Below are 19,026 nucleotides of genomic sequence, written 5' to 3'. Positions count from 1 at the left end.
GCGCGTCACCTGCCCTCGGCGGTTCTTAACTGGCCGATCGCCCGCTTATGTTCCTCGATTTCCTTCTTCAGCTCGATCATCTTGAGCTCGCGTCCGACGGTCAGCCGTTGAAAACGTTCGAGCTCGGCCAGCCGTTCCAATTCCTTGGTGCGTTGCTCGGCCACTTCGGCCTCGGCCTTCTTCTGCGCCGTCACATCGCGCGCGGCGGCAAACACCCCCAGCACGTTGCCGCGCGTGTCCTTGTACACCGAAGCGTTGTACAGCACGTCGGTGAGCTTACTGTCGCGATGGCGTATGGTCAGCGGATAGTTCGACACCAGGCCCTTGTCGAACACCTGCTTGTAGCCTTCGCGGGCCTTTTCCGGCTCGGTGAAATAATCGGAAAAGTCGGTGCCGATCAGTTTTTCCCGCGGCAAACCGGTGATTTCGGCGGACGCCGCATTGACGTCGGTGATCTTGCCTTCGGCGCTGATGGTGACCAGCGGATCGAGTGAGGCCTCGATCAGACTGCGGGCATATTGCGATGCCTGCTTCTGCGCGGTGACGTCGCGCGCGGCGGCAAAAACGCCCAGCACGTTGCCACGCGCATCCTTGTACACGGACGCGTTATACAACACGTCTGTCAGGCTGCCGTCCTTGCCGCGAATGGTCAACGGATAGTCGGTGACATAGCCTTCGGCAAACACCTGCTCGTATCCCTCGCGGGCCCTGGCCGGTTCGGTGAAATAGTCGGAGAAGTCGGTGCCGATCAGCTTCCCGCGCGGCACGCCGGTGACCTTGATCGATCCTTCATTGACGTCGGTGATCTTGCCTTCCGGGCTGATGGTGACCAGCGGATCGAGCGACGCTTCGATCAGGCTGCGCGCATACTGCGAGGCCTGCTTTTGCGCCGTTACGTCGCGCGCGGCGGCAAACACCCCCAGCACATTGCCCTGCGCATCCTTGTACACGGAGGCGTTATACAGCACGTCGATAAGACGCCCGTCCTTATGCCGGATGGTCAGCGGATAGTCGGTGACCGCACCGCGGGAGAACACTTGCTGATAGCCTTCGCGCGCCTTGTCCGGCTCGGTGAAGTAATCGGAGAAGTCGGTGCCGATCAGCTTCTCGCGCGGCACGCCGGTGACCTTGATCGACCCCTCGTTGACGTCGGTGATCTTGCCCTCCGGGCTGATAGTAACCAGCGGATCGAGCGACGCTTCGATCAGGCTGCGCGCATAGAATTGCGTTGCCCTGAGCTCCTCGGTAAGGCGAATTTCGTCGGAGATGTCCTTGGAAATCAACAGATAGCCGATGGCCTTGCCTGCGCTGTCACGGCGCGGCGTGATGACCACCCGCGCCGTGAAATGGGAACCATTTTTCCGCACACGCGTCAATGTGCCTTCCCACTTGCCCTTCTCCATAGCCGCCGCCATGATCTGTTCGGGTCGGCCGGCGGCGATATCTTCCGGCGTGTGCAGCATCGCCGAATTGGCCTTGTCGATGACATCCTCCGGCTCGTAGCCATACAGCCTGCGCGCACCGGCGTTCCACAGCTGAATCTTGCCCCGCAAGTCCTTGCCGATGATGGAGTACTCAGTCGACGACTCCAATATGTTCTGCAAAAACTCGGATTGTTCGTTGGTGGTCGCCAAAGGACCGTCGCTGCCGGAAGCTGGGCCGCTGCGCGAGGACATATCTGTGCCTTCTCAAAAAAAAGTTGATGATACGGAGCCCGCTTTGCGACTAGATATTCACCCGAGCGCATGCCGTACAACGGCACGAAATAATCAAGTCAATATTCATACACAAGTCACTAGACCAGCCGGTATATGGTGCCGTTCTAAATGGCAGTGTACTCGCAGCAATTTGGATGGTCCATCAAATACTTGATATTTGTGCACAACTGCATCAGGCCGATGCGGCCTTACACGCCGCCATATTTGAAAACTTGATCTGGCGCAGAAATGACGGCGCTGGTAGGTCGAGGTCGTTAACGTCGTGCCGCCTGGTAGAGGAGCGTCACCTTGGGCATCAAGTTTCTTCAGCCGCGCCGCGATGCGCGACATCAGCATCAACTGCTGGCGCTGCATGCCGCGATCCTTCGCTATAATCCAACGTCCACAACATGACGAAGAAAGCTTCGGATGATCAAAAGTTTGCGTATTGCCGGCGCGGTGCTGCTGGCCAGCCTGTCCGGCGCGGCGGCGGCCGACACCTTCGAGACCATCGAATCGGCGCCGCTGAAGGAAGTGTGGCTGAACGGCGGCTTCTACTCCTACCATTTTCAGCGCGACAAGGGCCTGAACGACAGCAATCCCGGCCTGGGCGGCGAGTACCGCTTCTCGACGGTGGCGTCGGCCACGGCGGGCCGCTTCTACAACAGCGACCGCGCCTACTCGAACTACGTGGGCGTGTACTACCAGCCGTGGAAGATCGGCCCGGTGCGGCTGGGCGCGGTCGCGGGCGGCTTCAGCGGCTATCCGAAGATGCGCGACGGCGGCTGGTTCCTGGCGGCCATCCCCACCGCCAGCTTCGAATACAAGAGCGTGGGCGTCAATGTCGCCATCGTGCCGACCTATAAGGACCGGCTCTACGGCGCCATTTCCGTCCAGCTCAAGCTGAAGGTTTTCGACTGATCAGTGGCGCGCCTTGGACGAGACGGCGATCTGATCGAGGATGTGCTTGGGCACGGCCGCGTAGTGCTTGAACTCCATCGTGTACGTGGCCCGGCCCTGCGTCAGCGAGCGTAGCGTGGTGGAGTAGCCGAACATCTCGGCCAGCGGCACCAGCGCGCGGATGATCTTGCCGCCGCCGCCGGGGATCTCGTCCATCCCCTGCACCATGCCGCGCCGCGCCGTCAGGTCGCCCATGGCGTTGCCCATGAACTCTTCCGGCGTTTCCACCTCCACCTGCATCATCGGCTCCAGCAACACCGGGTCGGCGCGCCGCATGCCGTCCTTGAAGGCCATCGAGCCGGCCATGCGGAAGGCGTTCTCGTTCGAGTCGACATCGTGGTAGGAGCCGAAGGTCAGCGTGACCTTGACGTCCACCACCGGATAGCCGGCCAGTACGCCGCTGCGCAAGGTCTCCTGCACGCCCTTGTCGACCGCCGGGATGAACTCGCGCGGCACCACGCCGCCCTTGATGGCGTCGACGAACTCGTAACCCTTGCCCGGCTCCAAAGGCTCGAGCGTCAGCACCACGTGGCCGTACTGCCCGCGCCCGCCGGACTGCTTGACGAACTTGCCTTCGACGTCGCTGGCCGTGCGCTGGATGGTCTCGCGATACGCCACCTGGGGCTTGCCCACCGTCGCCTCGACGCCGAACTCGCGCCGCATGCGGTCCACCAGGATCTCCAAGTGCAGCTCGCCCATGCCGGACATGATGGTCTGGCCCGATTCCTCGTCCGTGTGCACGCGGAACGACGGGTCTTCCTGCGCCAGCCGGTTCAGGGCGATGCCCATCTTTTCCTGGTCGGCCTTGGTCTTGGGCTCGACCGCCTGCGAGATCACCGGCTCGGGGAAGATCATCTTTTCCAGCACGATCACGTGGTCCGGCGAGCTCAGGGTGTCGCCGGTGGTCACGCCCTTCAGGCCCACTGCCGCCGCGATGTCGCCGGCGTAGACTTCCTTGATCTCCTTGCGCTCGTTGGCGTGCATCTGCAGGATGCGGCCCAGCCGTTCCTTCTGGCTCTTGGTCGGGTTGTAGACCGTGTCGCCGGAATTGACCACGCCCGAATACACGCGGAAGAAGGTCAGCTGGCCGACGAACGGGTCGGTCATGATCTTGAACGCCAGCGCGGAGAACGGATCGCTGTCGTTCGGATGGCGCTCGATCGGATTGTCGTCCTCGTCGTGGCCGGCGATGGCGGGCACGTCCACCGGCGACGGCAGGTACTCGACCACCGCGTCCAGCATCGCCTGCACGCCCCGGTTCTTGAAGGCGCTGCCGGCCAGCATCGGCACGATCTCGTTGCGGATGGTGCGCGCGCGCAGGCCGGCCTTGATCTCGTCCTCGCTCAGCACGCCGCCGTCCAGGTATTTTTCCAGCAGCTCGGGCGAACCCTCGGCTGCGGCCTCGACCATCTTGTCGTGCCACTCCTGGGCCAGCGCCTGCAGGTGCGCAGGGATGTCCTCGTAGGTGAACTTGACGCCCAGGCTCTCGTCGTCCCAGTTAATCGCGCGCATCTTGACCAGGTCCACCACGCCGTGGAAGTTGTCCTCGGCGCCCAGCGGAATCTGGATCGGAATGGCGACGCCCTTCAGCCGCGTGGCGATCTGCTCGCGCACGCGGAAGAAGTCCGCGCCGACGCGGTCCATCTTGTTGATGAAGGCGATGCGCGGCACGGCGTACTTGTTCGCCTGGCGCCACACGGTTTCCGACTGCGGCTGCACGCCGCCGACCGCGTCATACACCATGACGGCGCCGTCCAGCACGCGCATGGAACGCTCGACCTCGATGGTGAAGTCGACGTGGCCGGGCGTGTCGATGATGTTGATGCGGTGCTCGGGGAAATTGCCCGCCATGCCTTTCCAGAAGGCGGTGGTGGCGGCCGAGGTGATGGTGATCCCGCGTTCCTGTTCCTGCTCCATCCAGTCCATCGTCGCGGCGCCGTTGTGCACCTCGCCGATCTTGTGGTTGACGCCGGTATAAAACAGGATGCGCTCCGTGGTCGTGGTCTTGCCAGCGTCGATGTGCGCGCTGATGCCAATATTGCGGTAACGCTCGATGGGGGTCTTGCGGGTCATCATTCTCTCCTTGGTGCAATGTGAATGCAGGAAGTCTCACGTGCGGCGATAACGGCGGATTTCAAGTGCGGCCGGGTTCCCATACGTGCGACATGACTAGCGGCAATTAATATAGTCTGTAGAATAAGTTGCAAGTTTAACTGAAAGACCCACATGACTGTACGCTATAAACACGCCCTGCTTCTTTCCTTTGGCCTGGCTCCGGCTCTGGCCTCGGCCCAATCCCCCACGCCGCCGGCGGCAACCGACCTGGAACTGCGCATCGAACGCTGCTCCGTGCTGGGCGACGCCAGCGCCCGCCTTGCCTGTTACGATGCCCTGGCCAAGACCGGCCCCGCGCTGCAAGGCGTGGGCTCGGCCGCGGTCGGCGTGCCCGATTCCGGCAAGATCAGCAAGCTGGCCACCGCGCTGACCCAGCCTTCGAGCACCCAGCCGGACGAACCGCCCGCCGCGCCGCTGCTGCCGCCCAAGGTGGCAGCCATCACCACCATTCCGCCGGAAGACACCGTCTCGCGCATGGTGCAGTGGTGGGAGCTGGACCGTTCGGCCAAGCGCGGCGTGTTCAATTTCCGGCCGCATCACGACACCTATCTGCTGCTGGCCAATTACAGCACCAGCTCCAATGATGCGCCTTTTGAGAATTTCACGCCGGCCGGCATCAAATCCCAGCACACGGAACTGACTTACCAGCTCAGCTTCAAGATGAAGATAATCGAGCAAGCGTTCAAGACGCCGGTCGACCTGTGGTTCGGCTACACCCAGAACAGCTTCTGGCAAGCCTACAACCGCGCCGCCTCCAGCCCCTTCCGCGAAACCAACTACCAGCCCGAGCTGATGCTGACCACGCCGCTGAACCTGGATCTGGGTAGCGCGCTCGACATCCGCTACCTGACCCTGGCCGTGATGCACCAGTCGAACGGGCAAACGTCGACGCTGTCGCGCAGCTGGAACCGGATGTATGCGGAAGTGGGCGCTGAGCACGGCAAGCTGGCGGCGCAATTGCGCATCTGGAAGCGCCTGGACAACGCCCGCTCGGACAACGACAACATCGACATCGTCGACTACCTGGGGCATGGCGACCTGAACCTGAGCTACCGCAGCGACGGCCACGAGTTCTCGCTGATGGCGCGCCACAACTTCAAGACCGGACGCGGCGCCCTGCAGGCCGGCTGGGCTTATCCGGTGGTGGCCAACCTGAAGGGCTACCTGCAGGTGTTCAGCGGCTATGGCCAAAGCCTGATCGATTACAACTACAAACAAAAGTCGGTGGGCGCCGGCTTCCTGGTCGACTTCTAAGAAAATCTGCATTGCCGTCGTCACCCATTGACAGGCGGCGTTTTTCGCGTTAATTTAACCACATGGTTAAATACGAACATCAACTGGACGCGGTCTTCACCGCCCTGGCCCATCCGGCGCGGCGCGCAATGCTGGCGCGCCTGGGCAGGGGCGAGGCCACGGTGACCGAATTGGCGCAGCCGTTCGATATGTCCATGCCAGCAATCACCAAGCACCTGAAAGTGCTGGAAAACGCCAACTTGATCAGCCGTGGCAGGAATGCGCAATGGCGGCCCTGCCGTCTGGAAAAGGCAAGTCTGGAAACGGCGTCAGGATGGATAGACGAGCAACGCAAGATCTGGGAGTCCCGCCTGGACCGCCTGGAAGACTATCTGCATACCCTGGAAAAACAGAAAGGAAACGACGATGACATCGAATGAAACCGAACGCGAACTGATACTGCAGCGCGAGCTGCCCTTTAGCCGGGAGCTGATCTGGAAGGCCATGACTGAGCCCGAGCACGTGAACCGGTGGTGGGGCCCGGACGGCTTCCGGAACGAAGGTGTCAGCATGGATTTCCGGGTCGGCGGCAGCTGGACCTTCGACATGGTGGCGCCCAACGGCACCCGCTACCCCAACCACTTGGTATTCAAGGAAATCACGCCGCCGTCCCGGCTGGTGTACGATCAAGGCTGTGGCAAACGGGTCTGGTTCGAAGCGAGCATCACGCTACAGGAAGCCGGCAGCGGCACCCTCCTTGTTCTGCGCCAGGTCTATCCCGACAAGGAATCGCGCGACGAGGTGATTGAGAAATTCGGCGCCGTCGAAGGCGGCAAGCAGCACATGGCCAAACTCGAAGCCTACATCAGGGAAAACCTGGCTTGATAGTGGCGCGAGCGACGCCGGCGGCGCCTGTCAGCGCCCCGGCGAGCCGCGCAGGATGCGCGCCGGCAGCATGACCACGGCGCGCAGCAGCTCGAACACGCCCTCGACACCGATGCCGATCAGGCGAAATGGCAAGGTGAGCAGCCAGAACAAGGGATAGAGCAGCAGCGCCAGCAAAGCCAGCGGCCAGCACAGAAACAGCAAAACCAGCCACAGCAAAAATCCGAACATGAGATGCTCCCGATGCAGTTGCGTTGTCAATGCGATCACTGTAGTGCGGCGCTGCCGTCCGGGCAATTGGCATGCGACCAAGCGCAGAAAACTGCGATCAATCGCGCAAAACGGGGGATGAACGGGATTACTGGCCGACGCAGATGATCTTGGTGACGTACTCGTGGGCGTTCGGCTTCTTCTTGGCGGCCCATTCGATCGCCTGGTTGGCTTGCTCGATGGTCAGCACCGAGGCCTTTTCCTTGGATTTGATGAAGGAAACGCCTTCAAACACGCCTTCCTTGCTGCGCATGACCTTGGCAAACACGGGCGGTTTCTGGTCGCCGTCGGCGATCTTGTTTTGTTGGATGAGGTAGCGTTGGTCGTTCTGTTCCATATATTTCTCTCTGCAAAAGACGAAATATACGCTTCAGAACGACCCGCGGGAAGGGCTTTTAGGCAAAGACCGGCACGTGGCTGGCCGGTTGCAGCGCCGCTTCGTACAGGATTTCCGCCCGCAGCGACGCCTGCAGCGACGGGATCGAACCGCCGGCGCGGTACTGGAAGCTCACCTGCAGCACATCGCCCTCGCGCGCCTTGACCGGGTTGGCCAGCGGCAGCGTCATGTAGTGGTTGAGCCAGTCGATGGTGGTCGAACGCTCAGACACCACGGCCAGGATGTTCTTGGTCACGAAGCGCATGGCGTTGATCTCGCCGCTGCGCTCGACCACGAACTTGCCCTGCCATGCGTAGGTCAGGTCGTTCGGCTGGTTGAAGTCGATGATGCTGTAGACCGCCGGCTGCGCCACTTCCACGGTGCCCGGATAGATCACGTTGGTTTCCTGGAACTGCACGATGGGTGCGTAGAAGCCTTCGAAGTCGTATTCCTGCTGCAGCGGCTGGACCGCCATGATGACGGCCTCGGGCAGGAACACCGGCAGCGGGCCGCCGAAGCGCTCGGTATAGCGGCGCTTGAACGATTCGATCACCTCCACCTGCTTCTCGCGCAGCATGCCGACATGGATCATCTCGCAGATGACGACGTCGACCGGCTCCGGCGGCAGATATTCAAAGGCGTCGGCATGGACCACTTCGACCTTTTCGCCGTTGGGGTTCAGGGCCAGCATCTTGCGGGCTTCCTTGACCATGTCGGGATTGAACTCCACGCAATACACCTTGTCCGCCTTGGCCGCCGCGAACCATGACAGCACCCCGGTGCCGCCGCCCAGCTCCAGCACCTTGGCGCCGGGCTTGACCGCGTAGTCGATGGCCGACTTGAAGCCGTGCATACGGTTTTGATCCATCAGCATGTTGTGATGGTAGTGGACTGGAATGAATTGCCCCAGATAGCAGCTTTCAATCTCGCGTTCGTTCAGCATGGATATCCTTGGTTAATGAGCATTGTGTCTGGAGGCAATGCACTGGAAGCATTATCGCCAACACACTCCCAAGCTGAAGCCGCGAACTACGCTCGAAAGACCGGTCAATTCCTGCCTTGTGTTTTTGCTACCTGCGCTGGGCGGCACACGGGCCGGTCAGCGCTTGGCCTTCTCGGCCAGGTGGGCTTCGATGGTTTTCGTGATCCAGGGCTTGTCGGCCTTGGTCGCGAACCCGGCGGCTGTCAGGTGGAAGCCGCCGTCCTTCAGGGTCGCGTCGGCGCCCTGCTCCAGCAATAATTCCACGACTTTTTCCTGGCCCTCGCGGGCGGCGATCATCAGCGGCGTCATGCCGGATGGGGATTCGGCGTCGATGTAGGCGTGGTGCTCCAGCAGGATGCCGACGATGTCGGTGCTGCCGGCGGCCGCCGCGTAATGCAAGGCGGTCCAGCCTTTCTGGTTCACCTGCGCGCCGCGCTTGATCATGTCCAGCACGGTGGCCTTGCTTTGACGGAAGGCCGCCATCATCAGCGCGGTGTTGCCGTTGGGCGCCTTGGCTTCCAGGTCAATGCCGGGCTGATCCATCAACAAGGTGGCGACCCGATAGGCTTCGTAGCGCATTGCGACGATCAGTGCGGTCTCGCCGCCCGGCTCGCGCAGATTGGGGCTCAGTCCGCGTTCCAACAGCTTTTTGACGCCGGAGACGTTGTCCAGTTGGACGGCGCGGAACAGATCGACTTCATCCTCGGTCTGCTCGGCGGCCAACAAAGGCATCGTCAAAGCAGCGGCCAGCGCGGCCAACAGCAAGCGGCGTTTGGATAGATTCAGCATCAGGAAATCACGCTACCACATTGAATAGTTTGAAGAAATTGGCAGTCGTCTGCTCGGCGACCTGCTCCACCGGGATGCCCTTGAGCTTGGCGATGTACTCGCCGACGTGGGCCACGAAGCCCGGCTCGTTCATCTTGCCGCGATGGGGCATCGGCGCCAAATACGGCGAATCGGTCTCGATCAGGATGCGTTCCAGCGGCACTTCCTGCGCCACCGCCTGCAGATCCTTGGCGCTCTTGAAGGTCACGATGCCGGAGAACGAGATGTAGAACCCCATCTCGATCGCCGCGCGCGCCACTTCCAGCGACTCGGTAAAGCAATGCATCACACCGGCCACGCCGCCCGCCTCCGTGCCGGCGCCTTCTTCGCGCATGATGCGTATCGTGTCTTCGCTGGCGTTGCGGGTGTGGATAATCAAGGGCTTGCGCGTGATTCTTGACGCTTTGATGTGGGTGCGGAAGCGCTCGCGCTGCCATTCCAGGTCGCCTTGCAGGCGGAAATAATCCAGCCCGGTCTCGCCGATGGCGATGATCTTCGGGTCGTTGGCCAGTTCCACCAGCTGTTCGACGGTCGGTTCGGGCGTGTCCTCATAATCCGGATGCACGCCAACCGAGGCGTAGATGTGCGGATACTCATGGGCCAGCGCCAGCACTTGTGGAAAATCCGGCAGGTCGACCGACACGCACAGCGCGTGGGTGACCTTGTTGTCGGCCATCTTGGCCAGGATTTCGGGCATGCGAGCAGCCAGCTCGGGGAAATTGATGTGGCAATGGGAATCGATAAACATGCCGTGATTGTAACCCAAGCGCGCCTGGCCTAGAATCGGCGTTCCCAATCAATTCAGGAGTCCGCCCGATGACCGTCCGCATTCCGCTTGCCCTCGCGCTTGCCCTGCCGCTGGCCGCTGCCGCCGAGCCGCCGCCCCAGCAATACGCCGATCTCGGCGACGTGCGCCTGGAAAGCGGCGCCGTCATCAAGGACTGCAAGCTCGGCTACCGCACCATCGGCACCCTGAACGCGGCCCGCTCCAACGCGGTCGTGTTCCTGCCCTGGCATACCGGCAAGAGCGCCGAAGCGGTCGCGCTGCTCGGGCCCAAGGGACTGTTCAATACCGACGGCCGCTACGTGATCGTGGTCGATGCGATCGGCAATGGCGTGGCCTGCTCGCCGTCCAACAGTGTGACGCAGCACGGCACGGCCTTCCCGGCCTTCACGGTGCGCGACATGGTGGAATCCGAATACCGCCTGCTGAACGAAAAGCTCGGCCTCAAGCATGTCCACGCGATCGTCGGCTACTCGATGGGCGCGAGCCAGACGTTCCAGTGGATGGTCAGCCATCCCGGCTACATGGACGTGGCCGTGCCGATTGCCGGCACAACGCGCCAGACCAGCTACGACCTGCTGTTCTGGCGCACCGAGGAGGCGGCGATGCTGGCCGATCCCGATTACGCCAACGGCGAGTACAAGCAAAACCCAAAACTGCCGCTGTACCACCAGATTTTTTCGCTGAATTTCGACACGCCGGCCTATCGCGCGGCCCAGACCAAGCCGGCCGACGTGGACAAATTCATCGCCGAGACGATCGCCGACGACCCGGACGCGGCCGACGCCAACGACATGCGCTGGCAAATGCGCGCCTTCCTGGCGCAGGACATCGGCGACGATGCCGCCGCAAAGGTCAAAGCGCGGGTCCACGTCATCAACCCGCGCCAGGACTTGATCGTCAATCCGGCGCCGGCGCTGGCCTTCGCGCGCAAGATCCACGCCACGGCCACGGTGTTGGAAGGCGATTGCGGCCACTCGGCGGTGGTCTGCGCGACCGGCCAGATCCGTGCAGCGGTCGACCGCGCGCTGAAGTAGCGCTTACGCGACGCGCTTGCCCACGATGATCAGGTCGCGCTCGATGCCGTCCAGATTGGCCACCCTGGGCAGGTTGGCCCAGGTCTCGAAGCCGAATTTGGCGAACAGGCCCAGGCTGGGCTTGTTGTGGCCGAAGATAAAGCCCAGCAAGGTGTGCACCTTGATGGTGGGCGCATGGGCGATGGCCTGGGCGATGCAGTAGCCGCCTATGCCCTTGCCGCGCCAGGCCTCGGCAATGTAGATCGAAATCTCCGACGTGCCCGAGTATGCGGGACGGCCATAAAAATTCGAGTACGACATCCAGCCCAGCACTTCCGGCTGGCTGGAAGCATCGTCGGCGCGCTCGATGATCCACAGCGGGCGCTTCTCCGGCGTATGCTCGTGGAACCAGGCCAGCCGCGACTCCACCGACACCGGCTCGGTATCGGCCGTGACTTCGCGCGAGGCGACGGTGCTGTTGTAGATGGCGACTATCGTGGGCAAATCATCAAGCGTGGCGAGGCGATGGCGGAAGGCAGTGGTCATATCGGAAGACGATGAGGGATTAAAGCGTATGCGTGGCGCGCGAGGAACGCAGCGCCGCGCCGAGGATTTCTTCGATGCGCAGACGGGCCCGCTGGCCGCTTTCGTCTTCCGGGAAGTGCACGCCTATGCCCTGCGCCTTGTTGTTGTGCGCGCCGGCCGGCGTGATCCAGGCAACCTTGCCGGCGATCGGGTATTTGTTGGTATCGTCCATCAGCGCCAGGATCAGGTAGATCTCGTCGCCGATCTTGTACGGCTTCTGGGTCGGCACGAACATGCCGCCGTTCTTCAGGAAAGGCATGTAGGCCGCATACAGCGCGGCCTTCTCCTTGATCGCCAGCGACAATACCGTCGGCCGCGCGAGAGGCACGGTGTTCGGATCGAGAGGGCTGGCAGCAGACATTGAATCCCTTTCAGGCGCAGCAGGCGGCGTATTCGAGCAACATATCCTCCAGGAACAGCTTGGGCGACAGGGGGTGATCGGCCGTCGCCCGCCGCTCGTTGGCGCCCTTGATCGCGGCCAGCAGGCGGCTGACGTGGATCTTGCCGGCCAGGCTGGCTAGTTCCTTCTGGTAACGAGGATAGTACCGGATGTTACCCGCCAGTTTGTAGGAAAACACATCATAAAGCCAGCGCTGCAACCAAGAAACCTGTGCACTCAGAGGCACTTTTTGCAGTTTGTCGGCAACTTTCAACGCCCCTTCGACGCTCGGATGGGCCAGCAGCTGCAGCAGCACTTCCAGATCGTCGCGGTTGCCCACTTCGGCCTGGGCCATGGCCGCCAGCGGCGCGCCACCCTGCTCGCGCAGCCAGCTGTCGGCGTCCGGCACGCCCTGCGACTTCAGCCAGGCCAGCGCCTCGGCGTGGCTGGGCATCGGCAGCGCGAACTTGCGGCAGCGCGACAGGATGGTCGGCAGCAGCCGGTCCAGGCTGTTGGAGGCCAGCAGGAACACCGTGCCCGGAGGCGGTTCCTCCAGCGTCTTCAGCAGCGCGTTGGAGGCCGGCATGTTCAGCGCCTCGGCCGGATACAGCACCACCACCCGCAGCCCCTGGCGGTGGGTGGAAATGTTCATGAAGTCCGCCAGGTTGCGGATCTGCTCGATCTTGATCTCTTTGGACGGCGCCTTGGCCGACTTGGCGGTCTTCTTGGCCTCGCCGTCGCCCTCCTCGCCTTCGCCGGTGGGCTCGTCTTCCAGCGCCTCCGGCCGCACGCGCCGGTAGTCCGGGTGGTTTTGCTGGGAGAACCAGCCGCAGGAGGCGCACTGGCCGCAGGCGTGGCCGTCCGGCAGCACCGCCTCGCACAGCAAGCCCTGGGCGAAGCGCTCGATGAAGTCGGACTTGCCTATCCCGGCGGCGCCATGGAACAGGATGGCGTGCGGCATGCGCTGGCGCAGCAGTTGCAGCTGCTGCCAGGACGCTTCCTGCCACGGATATATGGAATTGCTCATTATTGGTATTCTGTTTTAAAACAAGCGCTTATGCAATACTTTTAAAGTGCAAGCAATTGGTCGAGGATGGCCGCGATCTGGACCTGGATGTCTGCGATGGACTGGGTCGAGTCGATCACGCGGAAGCGGGCCGCGAATTGCGTGGCCCGGCGCAGGTACTCGTTGCGGGTGGAAGCGAAGAAGTCGGCCTTCTCCTGCTCGAACTTGTCCAGCGCACGGGTGGCGTCCAGCCGCGCGCGCGCCACTTCCAGCGGCACGTCGAACAGCAGCGTCAAATCCGGCTGCAGATGCGGATGCACCCAGTGCTCCAGCGCCTCCAGCTTGGCCAGGTCCATGCCGCGCCCGCCGCCCTGGTAGGCGAAGCTGGCGTCGGTGAAGCGGTCGGAGATGGCCCATGCGCCGCGATGCAGCGCCGGCTCGATCACCTGCGCGATGTGCTCGCGCCGGCTGGCGAACATCAGCAGCGCCTCGGTTTCCAGGTGCATTTTTTCGTGCAGCACCAGTTCGCGCAGCTTTTCGCCCAGCGGCGTGCCGCCCGGCTCGCGCGAGCTGACCAGGTCGACGCCGCGCGCCTTGAGATAGTCGCCGACAAAGGCGATGTGGGTCGATTTTCCGGCGCCGTCTATGCCTTCGAAGGTGATGAATTTACCGCGGTGTTGAGTCATGAATTGCCTAAAACTTATCTTTGGAACTTGTTCACCGCCCGGTTATGGTCGGTCAAATTATCTGAAAACTGGCTGGTGCCGTTGCCCTTGGAGACGAAATACAGGGCCGGCGTCTTGGCCGGCGCCAGCGCAGCCGACAGCGATTGCACGCCCGGCAAGGCGATCGGGGTCGGCGGCAGGCCGGTGCGCGTGTAGGTATTGTACGGGGTGTCGGTCTCCAGATCCGATTTGTGGATCTTGCCGTCGTATTTATTGCCCATGCCGTAGATGACGGTCGGATCGGTTTGCAGCAGCATGCCCAGCTTCAGGCGGTTGACGAACACGCCCGCTATCATGCCGCGCTCGGACTTCTGCCCGGTTTCCTTTTCCACAATGGAGGCCATGGTCAGCGCCTCGTACGGCGTCTTGTACGGCAGCGCCGGATCGCGCTTGTCCCAGGCCTCGCTCAGGCGGGTCAGCAGCATGGCGTGCGCCTGCTTGTAGATCTGCAGGTCGCTGGCGCCCTTGGCGAACAGATAGGTGTCCGGGAAGAACAGGCCTTCCGGCAGCTTGTACTCGGAGGCGATGGCCTTCATCACTTCCTTGTCCGACATGGCGACCGTATCGTGCTTCAGCCCCTTGTGGGCGGCGATGGCGGCCCGCATCTGGCGGAAGGTCCAGCCTTCGATGATGGTCAGCTGTTCCTGCGCGAACTCGCCGCGCACCAGCTGCTCGATCAGGCGCAGCGGCGTGGTGCCGGGCTTGAGCTCGTATGTGCCGGCCTTCAGCCTGGCGCTCTTGCCGGTCACGCGCGCGAGCAGGTTGAACAGCATCGGCTCGATGGGTACGCCCGCCTCGGCGATCTGCTGGCCGGCGGCGTGGGCGCCGCTGCCGGGCGCGATGTTGAATTCTATGGCTTCGATCTCATCGCCGATGATCGGATGCTGCGACCAGTACATGAAATAAGCGCCGCCGGCGAGCGCCAGCATGATGCACAAGGTGATGATTTTTTTAATAAAAGCCATTGTTAAAGCCATAGGGTTGGAACAAGTCGCACAGCTTGCCACTTCTTGGCACAGTCCGCCAGTGCCGCGTTTTGCGCGGCATCCGACGCGATCCGTCCGACATCACTATAATGAGCCCGTAATGATAATGCTTTAATCGTCAAATTATTGGAAATTATGTCTTCTTGGAATGAACTTTTAGCACAGCAAGCCCAGGCGCTGACCACCACCCAGCTGGCCGTGGGCTTTGTCGCCCCGCTCGGCGACCAGGGCCTGATCGCGCTGGACGGCGAGGAATCGGCCAGTTTCCTGCACAATCAGCTGACTAACGACGTCGAGCACCTGGGCGCGGGCGAAGTGCGCCTGGCCGGGTATTGCTCGCCCAAGGGCCGCCTGCTGGCCTCGTTCCTGATGTGGCGTAACGAGACCACCATCTTCCTGCAGCTGCCGCGCGAGATCCAGGCGCCGGTGCAGAAGCGGCTGGCGATGTTCGTGCTGCGCGCCAAGACGAAGCTCAGCGACGCGACCGAACTGCCGGCCAACCAGGTCATGCTCGGCCTGGGCGGCGGCATGGCCGAAGAGGCGCTGCAAAACTGGTTTGACCCGCTGCCGGCCAAGCCGTTCACCAAGCTCGACCATCCGCTGGGCACGCTGATCCGCGTGGCCGACGTGTTCGGCGCGCCGCGCTACCAGTGGCTGATGTCGGCCGAAGTGGCGCACACGGTGGTGCCGGAACTGGCCGCCAAGTTGTCGGTGGGCCGCACCGATGCCTGGCATCTGTCGGAAATCCACGCCGGCATTCCGCAGATCGCCAAGGCCACGCAGGAACAGTTCGTGCCGCAGATGGTCAACTTCGAGCTGCTGGGCGGCGTCAACTTCAAGAAGGGTTGCTACCCCGGGCAGGAAATCGTCGCGCGCAGCCAGTACCTGGGCAAGCTCAAGCGGCGCACCACGCTGGTCAGCATCGCCGACGCGGCAGCCGCGGCCGGCGTGGAAGTGTTCGCCACCGCCGATCCCGAGCAACCGTGCGGCATGATCGTCAACGCCGCGCCCAACGGCAAGGGCGGCATCGACGCGCTGGTGGAAATGAAGCTGGCCGCCATCGAAGCGGCCTCGGTTCGCCTCGGTTCGGCGGACGGCGTGCCGCTGACCTTCCTCGACATGCCCTACGTGCTGGACCCTCTCGACCTCTAGCATGGACCTCTACATTTACTATCAGGTCAAGGACGCCGACGCGGCGTCCTTGCTGGCGGCGGTCGTCCCGATGCAGGCCGCGCTGGGCGCGCGGCATGGCGTGGCGTGCCAGCTCAAGCGCCGCCCGGAAGGCAAGGACGGCAAGCAGACGTGGATGGAAGTCTACGCCGCCACGCCGGCCGGCTTCGGTGCCGCGCTGGACGCCGCCGTCGAACAAGCCGGTCTGGCCGTCTGGACCGCCGGACCGCGCCACACCGAAGTCTTTACGGATTTAGTCCCATGTGCCTGATCGTCTTTGCCTGGCGGGTGATCCCGGCCGTACCGCTGGTTGCCGCCGCCAACCGCGACGAGTTCTACCAGCGCGCCACCGCGCCGGCGGCCGCGTGGCCCGAGCATCCGCAGATCTTCGCCGGCCGCGACCTGCAGGCCGGCGGCAGCTGGATGGGCATCACCCGGCCGGCGGCGGACGGCAAGGCCTCGCGCTTCGCCGCCATCACCAACATCCGCGCGCCGTCCGAGCACCGCGACGACGCACCGTCGCGCGGGCGCCTGGTGGCCGACTTCCTGGCCGGGAGCATGACGCCGCAGGAATACGTCGACGCCATCCGCGCCGGCGCGCCCGCCTACAACGGCTTCAACCTGGTGCTGAGCGACGGCGACACGCTGATCTGGTTCTCCAACCGTGGCGACGGCGACCCGCGCAATGGCAAGCCGCTCGAACCGGGCGTGTACGGCCTGTCGAACGGACTGCTGGACGCGCCCTGGCCCAAGGTGCTCAAGACCAAGGCCCAGTTCGCCAGCCTGCTGTGCCTGGGCGCGCCGGACGACGCCTTCTTCGAAATGCTGGCCGACACCACCCCCGCGCCGGACCAGCGCCTGCCCGAAACCGGCGTGCCGCTGGACCTGGAGCGCACCTTGTCGGCGGTGCGCATCGAAAGCCCGAGCTACGGCACCCGCACCTCGACGGTGGTCAAGCTGTATGCGCAGGCGCCGGCGACCTTGCACGAGATGCTGATCCACTAGTTTCAGCATTTGTCGTAATCCTTGAAGTGCTCGTCCATGTAGTAATCCAGCCAGTACAAGCGGCGCCCCGACCACAATTCCGCCCGGCTAGTCAGCAGCGCACACATATCGGGGCGCGATGGCCTGTCCGTCTTCGCGCTCACCATGGCATGCACCGTCTCCCCGCTTGGCAGGCGCACGCTGACCGTGGACTGGTTACTCATGCCGGGGATAGGCGGGCCGCCCGTCGCCAGCAACCGTCCCACCAACAAGCTCTCGGTTTCGCACCTCAAATACACGGCGCAAGCCAACGCCAACAGCGGCAGCATCGCCAGCATGGCCCACGGCCGCCCGCCCGGCACCGCTGGAAATGCGGCGTTCCGATACAAGCCGGCCCACCAGAAGACCAGACCGCCGACTATTCCGGCGGCCACGCACCATGCCGCGTGCATGGGCGCATACAATTCCGCGCGCAGCACATTCCCTTGAATGTCCGCGAAAAATAGCAAGCCTGAGCAACACAAGCCGGCCAGCACGGCGCTCCACCAGTTTAAATAGCCCAAACGCCGGCACAACCAAAAGATCGGTCCTGCGATCAACGCCACCTCGATCAGGCAGAACGGCAGGACCAGGAAGGCGCCAGGGCCGAAAACCAGGCTGACCAGCACGCACGCAAGGAAATAAGCGGTGAAGGCGCGCCCCATTCTTATTGCGACCTCGTGTAGGTGGCCAGTTGATCGAACGCCTTGCCCCAGCCGTTCATGGCTGCGCTTCTTGAAAGGTGTACTGCATGTTGATGTGGGCGATACCGGCCTCGAAGAATTCGTCGCCGTCGATGGCGAAGCCGTGGCGCTCGTAGAACGGCGCCGCATGGGATTGCGAGCTCAGCACCACTTGCCGGTCGCCACGGGCGCGCGCCTGCACCATCAGGGTTTGCAGCAAGGCGCCGCCGACGCCGGTGCCGCGCGCGTAGCGGCGCACCGCCATGCGGCCGATGTGCCCGTCCGGCAGCAGGCGGCCGGTGCCGACCGGCGTGCCGCTGGCGTCGTAAGCCACCGCGTGCAGGCAGACCGCGTCCATGTGGTCCATCTCCAGCTCGGCCGGGACTTGCTGTTCCTCGACGAAGACTTCAAAGCGTATCAACTTGGCGTCGGCGTTGAGGGCGGTCCAGTCTCCGGTGCGGATGTCGTGTTTGGCGGTGAGGGTCATCGGCTTGCTTGGCTAGTTACGGAAGGCGTAATTGTCGCATGCGGCGACTTCGTGCGTATCTTCCATGCCTGGAAGATACGCTCCGCCTGCGCCTCCGCATCGGCACGTTGCCGGGTGCTGATTTCCTTGATCCAGCCGTCGAGCATCTCCTGCGGGAAGGCCCCATTGTCAGAATTGATGGCGCCAAGTATTTTGTTGGCCGCAAGGTGTTCCATATAAAGCTCCTGCGAGGTTACGGGGCTGCCCAATGCGATATGGCAGGAGGTGTTCAGCATCACGGCGTCGAGATAGCCTTGGGCGACGCTCTCGTCCAGCCTCTTCAGAGCATCGCGGCGCCATTCGATCACGGCTGGATCGTCCGGGCGCGCCCGCAGCGCGTCGCGGTCGCCGTGCGGACCAGCGAAGATGTAGGCCGCCAAAGCCATGGATGCGTGCCCCTCGACTGCGTACTCCAGCAGGTGGAAACGATCCAGCCTGGTCCTGCCGGTCAAGCCGGCGCATGCCAGGCGTAGCGCTTGCAGTGTTTTCTCGCCGGCCTTGTGATCGACGAACTGGATTTGTGTACCGCCGTCCTCCCTGGTGATTTTCATTTCCCTGTTGTCGACAATTTCCTTGTCGTTCTCCAGGGTCAGGCATTCTTCGATTTTCTGGAAGGCTGCAAGGGACTTCTCGGGATCACCCGCCGCGTCGCGCACCATTTCTTCGACCGTTGCTACGGCAGGCATGGAGGCCGCCGCCTGACCCGGTGGCGGCGGCGTAGCCTGCCGCAGAGCTGCGCCATGCGGCTGCGAGCCAGATGGCAAATGGAAAGGAGTGGCGGCTGCGACGGGAGGCTG

At 63.0% G+C, this 19,026-nt stretch carries 23 protein-coding genes; 8 read left to right on the top strand and 15 right to left on the bottom strand.

The window, feature by feature from the left end; genetic code table 11:
• Positions 1 to 5: 5 nt before the first annotated feature.
• Positions 6 to 1,676: a PAS domain-containing protein gene (locus AC07WS_RS11920; RefSeq protein WP_494729270.1), complete on the bottom strand. Its 1,671-nt coding sequence runs from the start codon at positions 1,674 to 1,676 to the stop codon at positions 6 to 8.
• A gap of 450 nt (positions 1,677 to 2,126) precedes the next feature.
• Here AC07WS_RS11920 and AC07WS_RS11915 point away from each other — a divergent pair, with 450 nt between their 5' ends.
• On the top strand, positions 2,127 to 2,618 hold the full coding sequence (locus AC07WS_RS11915) for a hypothetical protein (protein WP_494729269.1): 492 nt from the start codon (positions 2,127 to 2,129) through the stop codon (positions 2,616 to 2,618).
• Here the strand turns inward: AC07WS_RS11915 and fusA are convergent, their stop codons facing one another.
• On the bottom strand, positions 2,619 to 4,730 hold the full coding sequence (gene fusA / locus AC07WS_RS11910; RefSeq protein ID WP_494729268.1) for an elongation factor G: 2,112 nt from the start codon (positions 4,728 to 4,730) through the stop codon (positions 2,619 to 2,621).
• Between the two features lie 153 nt (positions 4,731 to 4,883).
• On the opposite strand from fusA, the gene AC07WS_RS11905 reads away from it, so the two are divergent.
• The 3 genes from AC07WS_RS11905 to AC07WS_RS11895 all read left to right on the top strand — a co-directional run bounded on the left by AC07WS_RS11905 (position 4,884) and on the right by AC07WS_RS11895 (position 6,890).
• Positions 4,884 to 6,026 carry a phospholipase A gene (locus AC07WS_RS11905; protein ID WP_494729267.1) on the top strand — a complete coding sequence of 381 codons (1,143 nt, stop codon included), beginning with the start codon at positions 4,884 to 4,886 and terminating at the stop codon, positions 6,024 to 6,026.
• A gap of 62 nt (positions 6,027 to 6,088) precedes the next feature.
• Positions 6,089 to 6,445, top strand: coding sequence for an ArsR/SmtB family transcription factor (locus AC07WS_RS11900; RefSeq protein WP_494729266.1), 357 nt, complete (start codon positions 6,089 to 6,091; stop codon positions 6,443 to 6,445).
• On the top strand, positions 6,432 to 6,890 hold the full coding sequence (locus AC07WS_RS11895) for an SRPBCC domain-containing protein (protein ID WP_494729265.1): 459 nt from the start codon (positions 6,432 to 6,434) through the stop codon (positions 6,888 to 6,890). Before AC07WS_RS11900 ends, AC07WS_RS11895 begins: the two co-directional genes overlap by 14 nt.
• Before the next feature lie 30 nt (positions 6,891 to 6,920).
• On the opposite strand, the gene AC07WS_RS11890 is transcribed toward AC07WS_RS11895, so the two are convergent.
• The 5 genes from AC07WS_RS11890 to AC07WS_RS11870 all read right to left on the bottom strand — a co-directional run bounded on the left by AC07WS_RS11890 (position 6,921) and on the right by AC07WS_RS11870 (position 10,094).
• Positions 6,921 to 7,121, bottom strand: a complete 201-nt coding sequence (locus AC07WS_RS11890; protein WP_494729264.1) for a hypothetical protein — start codon at positions 7,119 to 7,121, stop codon at positions 6,921 to 6,923.
• Positions 7,122 to 7,248: 127 nt separating this feature from the next.
• Positions 7,249 to 7,497 (bottom strand): hypothetical protein, encoded by a 249-nt coding sequence (locus tag AC07WS_RS11885; protein WP_494729263.1) that lies wholly within the window; start codon positions 7,495 to 7,497, stop codon positions 7,249 to 7,251.
• A gap of 58 nt (positions 7,498 to 7,555) precedes the next feature.
• Positions 7,556 to 8,479 carry a class I SAM-dependent methyltransferase gene (locus tag AC07WS_RS11880; protein WP_494729262.1) on the bottom strand — a complete coding sequence of 308 codons (924 nt, stop codon included), beginning with the start codon at positions 8,477 to 8,479 and terminating at the stop codon, positions 7,556 to 7,558.
• 156 nt (positions 8,480 to 8,635) lie between these two features.
• The gene (locus AC07WS_RS11875) at positions 8,636 to 9,307 is read right to left on the bottom strand and encodes an ankyrin repeat domain-containing protein (protein ID WP_494729261.1); all 672 of its coding nucleotides are present in this window, start codon (positions 9,305 to 9,307) and stop codon (positions 8,636 to 8,638) included.
• A gap of 7 nt (positions 9,308 to 9,314) precedes the next feature.
• Entirely contained in the window at positions 9,315 to 10,094 is a 780-nt protein-coding gene (locus AC07WS_RS11870) for a TatD family hydrolase (protein WP_494729260.1), read from the bottom strand.
• A gap of 68 nt (positions 10,095 to 10,162) precedes the next feature.
• On the opposite strand from AC07WS_RS11870, the gene AC07WS_RS11865 reads away from it, so the two are divergent.
• Complete coding sequence (locus AC07WS_RS11865) at positions 10,163 to 11,167, top strand: alpha/beta fold hydrolase (RefSeq protein WP_494729259.1); 1,005 nt, start codon at positions 10,163 to 10,165, stop codon at positions 11,165 to 11,167.
• Positions 11,168 to 11,170: 3 nt separating this feature from the next.
• Here AC07WS_RS11865 and AC07WS_RS11860 read toward each other — a convergent pair whose 3' ends face one another.
• From AC07WS_RS11860 to mltG, 5 genes are read right to left on the bottom strand one after another with little or no spacing between them, the layout of a single operon-like run.
• Entirely contained in the window at positions 11,171 to 11,692 is a 522-nt protein-coding gene (locus AC07WS_RS11860; protein ID WP_494729258.1) for a GNAT family N-acetyltransferase, read from the bottom strand.
• Positions 11,693 to 11,711: 19 nt separating this feature from the next.
• Entirely contained in the window at positions 11,712 to 12,092 is a 381-nt protein-coding gene (locus tag AC07WS_RS11855; RefSeq protein WP_494729257.1) for a PilZ domain-containing protein, read from the bottom strand.
• Between the two features lie 10 nt (positions 12,093 to 12,102).
• Positions 12,103 to 13,137: a DNA polymerase III subunit delta' gene (locus AC07WS_RS11850; RefSeq protein WP_494729256.1), complete on the bottom strand. Its 1,035-nt coding sequence runs from the start codon at positions 13,135 to 13,137 to the stop codon at positions 12,103 to 12,105.
• Positions 13,138 to 13,178: 41 nt separating this feature from the next.
• Positions 13,179 to 13,802 (bottom strand): dTMP kinase, encoded by a 624-nt coding sequence (tmk, locus tag AC07WS_RS11845; protein WP_494729255.1) that lies wholly within the window; start codon positions 13,800 to 13,802, stop codon positions 13,179 to 13,181.
• A 14-nt stretch (positions 13,803 to 13,816) separates the two neighbouring features.
• Positions 13,817 to 14,806 (bottom strand): endolytic transglycosylase MltG, encoded by a 990-nt coding sequence (gene mltG, locus AC07WS_RS11840; RefSeq protein ID WP_494729254.1) that lies wholly within the window; start codon positions 14,804 to 14,806, stop codon positions 13,817 to 13,819.
• 156 nt (positions 14,807 to 14,962) lie between these two features.
• On the opposite strand from mltG, the gene ygfZ reads away from it, so the two are divergent.
• From ygfZ to AC07WS_RS11825, 3 genes are read left to right on the top strand one after another with little or no spacing between them, the layout of a single operon-like run.
• Complete coding sequence (gene ygfZ / locus AC07WS_RS11835) at positions 14,963 to 15,979, top strand: CAF17-like 4Fe-4S cluster assembly/insertion protein YgfZ (protein WP_494729253.1); 1,017 nt, start codon at positions 14,963 to 14,965, stop codon at positions 15,977 to 15,979.
• Between the two features lies 1 nt (position 15,980).
• Positions 15,981 to 16,268 carry a DUF4936 family protein gene (locus AC07WS_RS11830; protein ID WP_494729252.1) on the top strand — a complete coding sequence of 96 codons (288 nt, stop codon included), beginning with the start codon at positions 15,981 to 15,983 and terminating at the stop codon, positions 16,266 to 16,268.
• Positions 16,259 to 17,002 carry an NRDE family protein gene (locus AC07WS_RS11825; RefSeq protein ID WP_494729251.1) on the top strand — a complete coding sequence of 248 codons (744 nt, stop codon included), beginning with the start codon at positions 16,259 to 16,261 and terminating at the stop codon, positions 17,000 to 17,002. The genes AC07WS_RS11830 and AC07WS_RS11825 overlap by 10 nt, the downstream gene beginning before the upstream one ends.
• A 2-nt stretch (positions 17,003 to 17,004) precedes the next feature.
• Here the strand turns inward: AC07WS_RS11825 and AC07WS_RS11820 are convergent, their stop codons facing one another.
• Genes AC07WS_RS11820 through AC07WS_RS11810 form a run of 3 tightly spaced genes read right to left on the bottom strand, consistent with a single transcriptional unit; the run spans position 17,005 to position 18,915 of the window.
• The gene (locus AC07WS_RS11820) at positions 17,005 to 17,685 is read right to left on the bottom strand and encodes a hypothetical protein (protein WP_494729250.1); all 681 of its coding nucleotides are present in this window, start codon (positions 17,683 to 17,685) and stop codon (positions 17,005 to 17,007) included.
• Positions 17,686 to 17,740: 55 nt separating this feature from the next.
• Positions 17,741 to 18,190: a GNAT family N-acetyltransferase gene (locus AC07WS_RS11815; protein WP_494729249.1), complete on the bottom strand. Its 450-nt coding sequence runs from the start codon at positions 18,188 to 18,190 to the stop codon at positions 17,741 to 17,743.
• Positions 18,187 to 18,915, bottom strand: a complete 729-nt coding sequence (locus tag AC07WS_RS11810; protein ID WP_494729248.1) for a hypothetical protein — start codon at positions 18,913 to 18,915, stop codon at positions 18,187 to 18,189. Before AC07WS_RS11810 ends, AC07WS_RS11815 begins: the two co-directional genes overlap by 4 nt.
• Positions 18,916 to 19,026 lie beyond the last annotated feature (111 nt).

It is taken from the genome of Duganella sp. GW821-FHT01E12 (assembly GCF_059422325.1).
This window is presented reverse-complemented; position numbering and strand designations above follow the sequence as displayed.

What these genes read in the sequence shown, in the direction of transcription:
- AC07WS_RS11920 (WP_494729270.1), bottom strand. Translation starts at nt 1,676, where the DNA reads ATGTCCTCGCGCAGCGGCCCAGCTTCCGGCAGCGACGGTCCTTTGGCG.
- AC07WS_RS11915 (WP_494729269.1), top strand. Translation starts at nt 2,127, where the DNA reads ATGATCAAAAGTTTGCGTATTGCCGGCGCGGTGCTGCTGGCCAGCCTG.
- fusA (WP_494729268.1), bottom strand. Translation starts at nt 4,730, where the DNA reads ATGACCCGCAAGACCCCCATCGAGCGTTACCGCAATATTGGCATCAGC.
- AC07WS_RS11905 (WP_494729267.1), top strand. Translation starts at nt 4,884, where the DNA reads ATGACTGTACGCTATAAACACGCCCTGCTTCTTTCCTTTGGCCTGGCT.
- AC07WS_RS11900 (WP_494729266.1), top strand. Translation starts at nt 6,089, where the DNA reads ATGGTTAAATACGAACATCAACTGGACGCGGTCTTCACCGCCCTGGCC.
- AC07WS_RS11895 (WP_494729265.1), top strand. Translation starts at nt 6,432, where the DNA reads ATGACATCGAATGAAACCGAACGCGAACTGATACTGCAGCGCGAGCTG.
- AC07WS_RS11890 (WP_494729264.1), bottom strand. Translation starts at nt 7,121, where the DNA reads ATGTTCGGATTTTTGCTGTGGCTGGTTTTGCTGTTTCTGTGCTGGCCG.
- AC07WS_RS11885 (WP_494729263.1), bottom strand. Translation starts at nt 7,497, where the DNA reads ATGGAACAGAACGACCAACGCTACCTCATCCAACAAAACAAGATCGCC.
- AC07WS_RS11880 (WP_494729262.1), bottom strand. Translation starts at nt 8,479, where the DNA reads ATGCTGAACGAACGCGAGATTGAAAGCTGCTATCTGGGGCAATTCATT.
- AC07WS_RS11875 (WP_494729261.1), bottom strand. Translation starts at nt 9,307, where the DNA reads ATGCTGAATCTATCCAAACGCCGCTTGCTGTTGGCCGCGCTGGCCGCT.
- AC07WS_RS11870 (WP_494729260.1), bottom strand. Translation starts at nt 10,094, where the DNA reads ATGTTTATCGATTCCCATTGCCACATCAATTTCCCCGAGCTGGCTGCT.
- AC07WS_RS11865 (WP_494729259.1), top strand. Translation starts at nt 10,163, where the DNA reads ATGACCGTCCGCATTCCGCTTGCCCTCGCGCTTGCCCTGCCGCTGGCC.
- AC07WS_RS11860 (WP_494729258.1), bottom strand. Translation starts at nt 11,692, where the DNA reads ATGACCACTGCCTTCCGCCATCGCCTCGCCACGCTTGATGATTTGCCC.
- AC07WS_RS11855 (WP_494729257.1), bottom strand. Translation starts at nt 12,092, where the DNA reads ATGTCTGCTGCCAGCCCTCTCGATCCGAACACCGTGCCTCTCGCGCGG.
- AC07WS_RS11850 (WP_494729256.1), bottom strand. Translation starts at nt 13,137, where the DNA reads ATGAGCAATTCCATATATCCGTGGCAGGAAGCGTCCTGGCAGCAGCTG.
- tmk (WP_494729255.1), bottom strand. Translation starts at nt 13,802, where the DNA reads ATGACTCAACACCGCGGTAAATTCATCACCTTCGAAGGCATAGACGGC.
- mltG (WP_494729254.1), bottom strand. Translation starts at nt 14,806, where the DNA reads ATGGCTTTTATTAAAAAAATCATCACCTTGTGCATCATGCTGGCGCTC.
- ygfZ (WP_494729253.1), top strand. Translation starts at nt 14,963, where the DNA reads ATGTCTTCTTGGAATGAACTTTTAGCACAGCAAGCCCAGGCGCTGACC.
- AC07WS_RS11830 (WP_494729252.1), top strand. Translation starts at nt 15,981, where the DNA reads ATGGACCTCTACATTTACTATCAGGTCAAGGACGCCGACGCGGCGTCC.
- AC07WS_RS11825 (WP_494729251.1), top strand. Translation starts at nt 16,259, where the DNA reads ATGTGCCTGATCGTCTTTGCCTGGCGGGTGATCCCGGCCGTACCGCTG.
- AC07WS_RS11820 (WP_494729250.1), bottom strand. Translation starts at nt 17,685, where the DNA reads ATGGGGCGCGCCTTCACCGCTTATTTCCTTGCGTGCGTGCTGGTCAGC.
- AC07WS_RS11815 (WP_494729249.1), bottom strand. Translation starts at nt 18,190, where the DNA reads ATGACCCTCACCGCCAAACACGACATCCGCACCGGAGACTGGACCGCC.
- AC07WS_RS11810 (WP_494729248.1), bottom strand. Translation starts at nt 18,915, where the DNA reads ATGCCTGCCGTAGCAACGGTCGAAGAAATGGTGCGCGACGCGGCGGGT.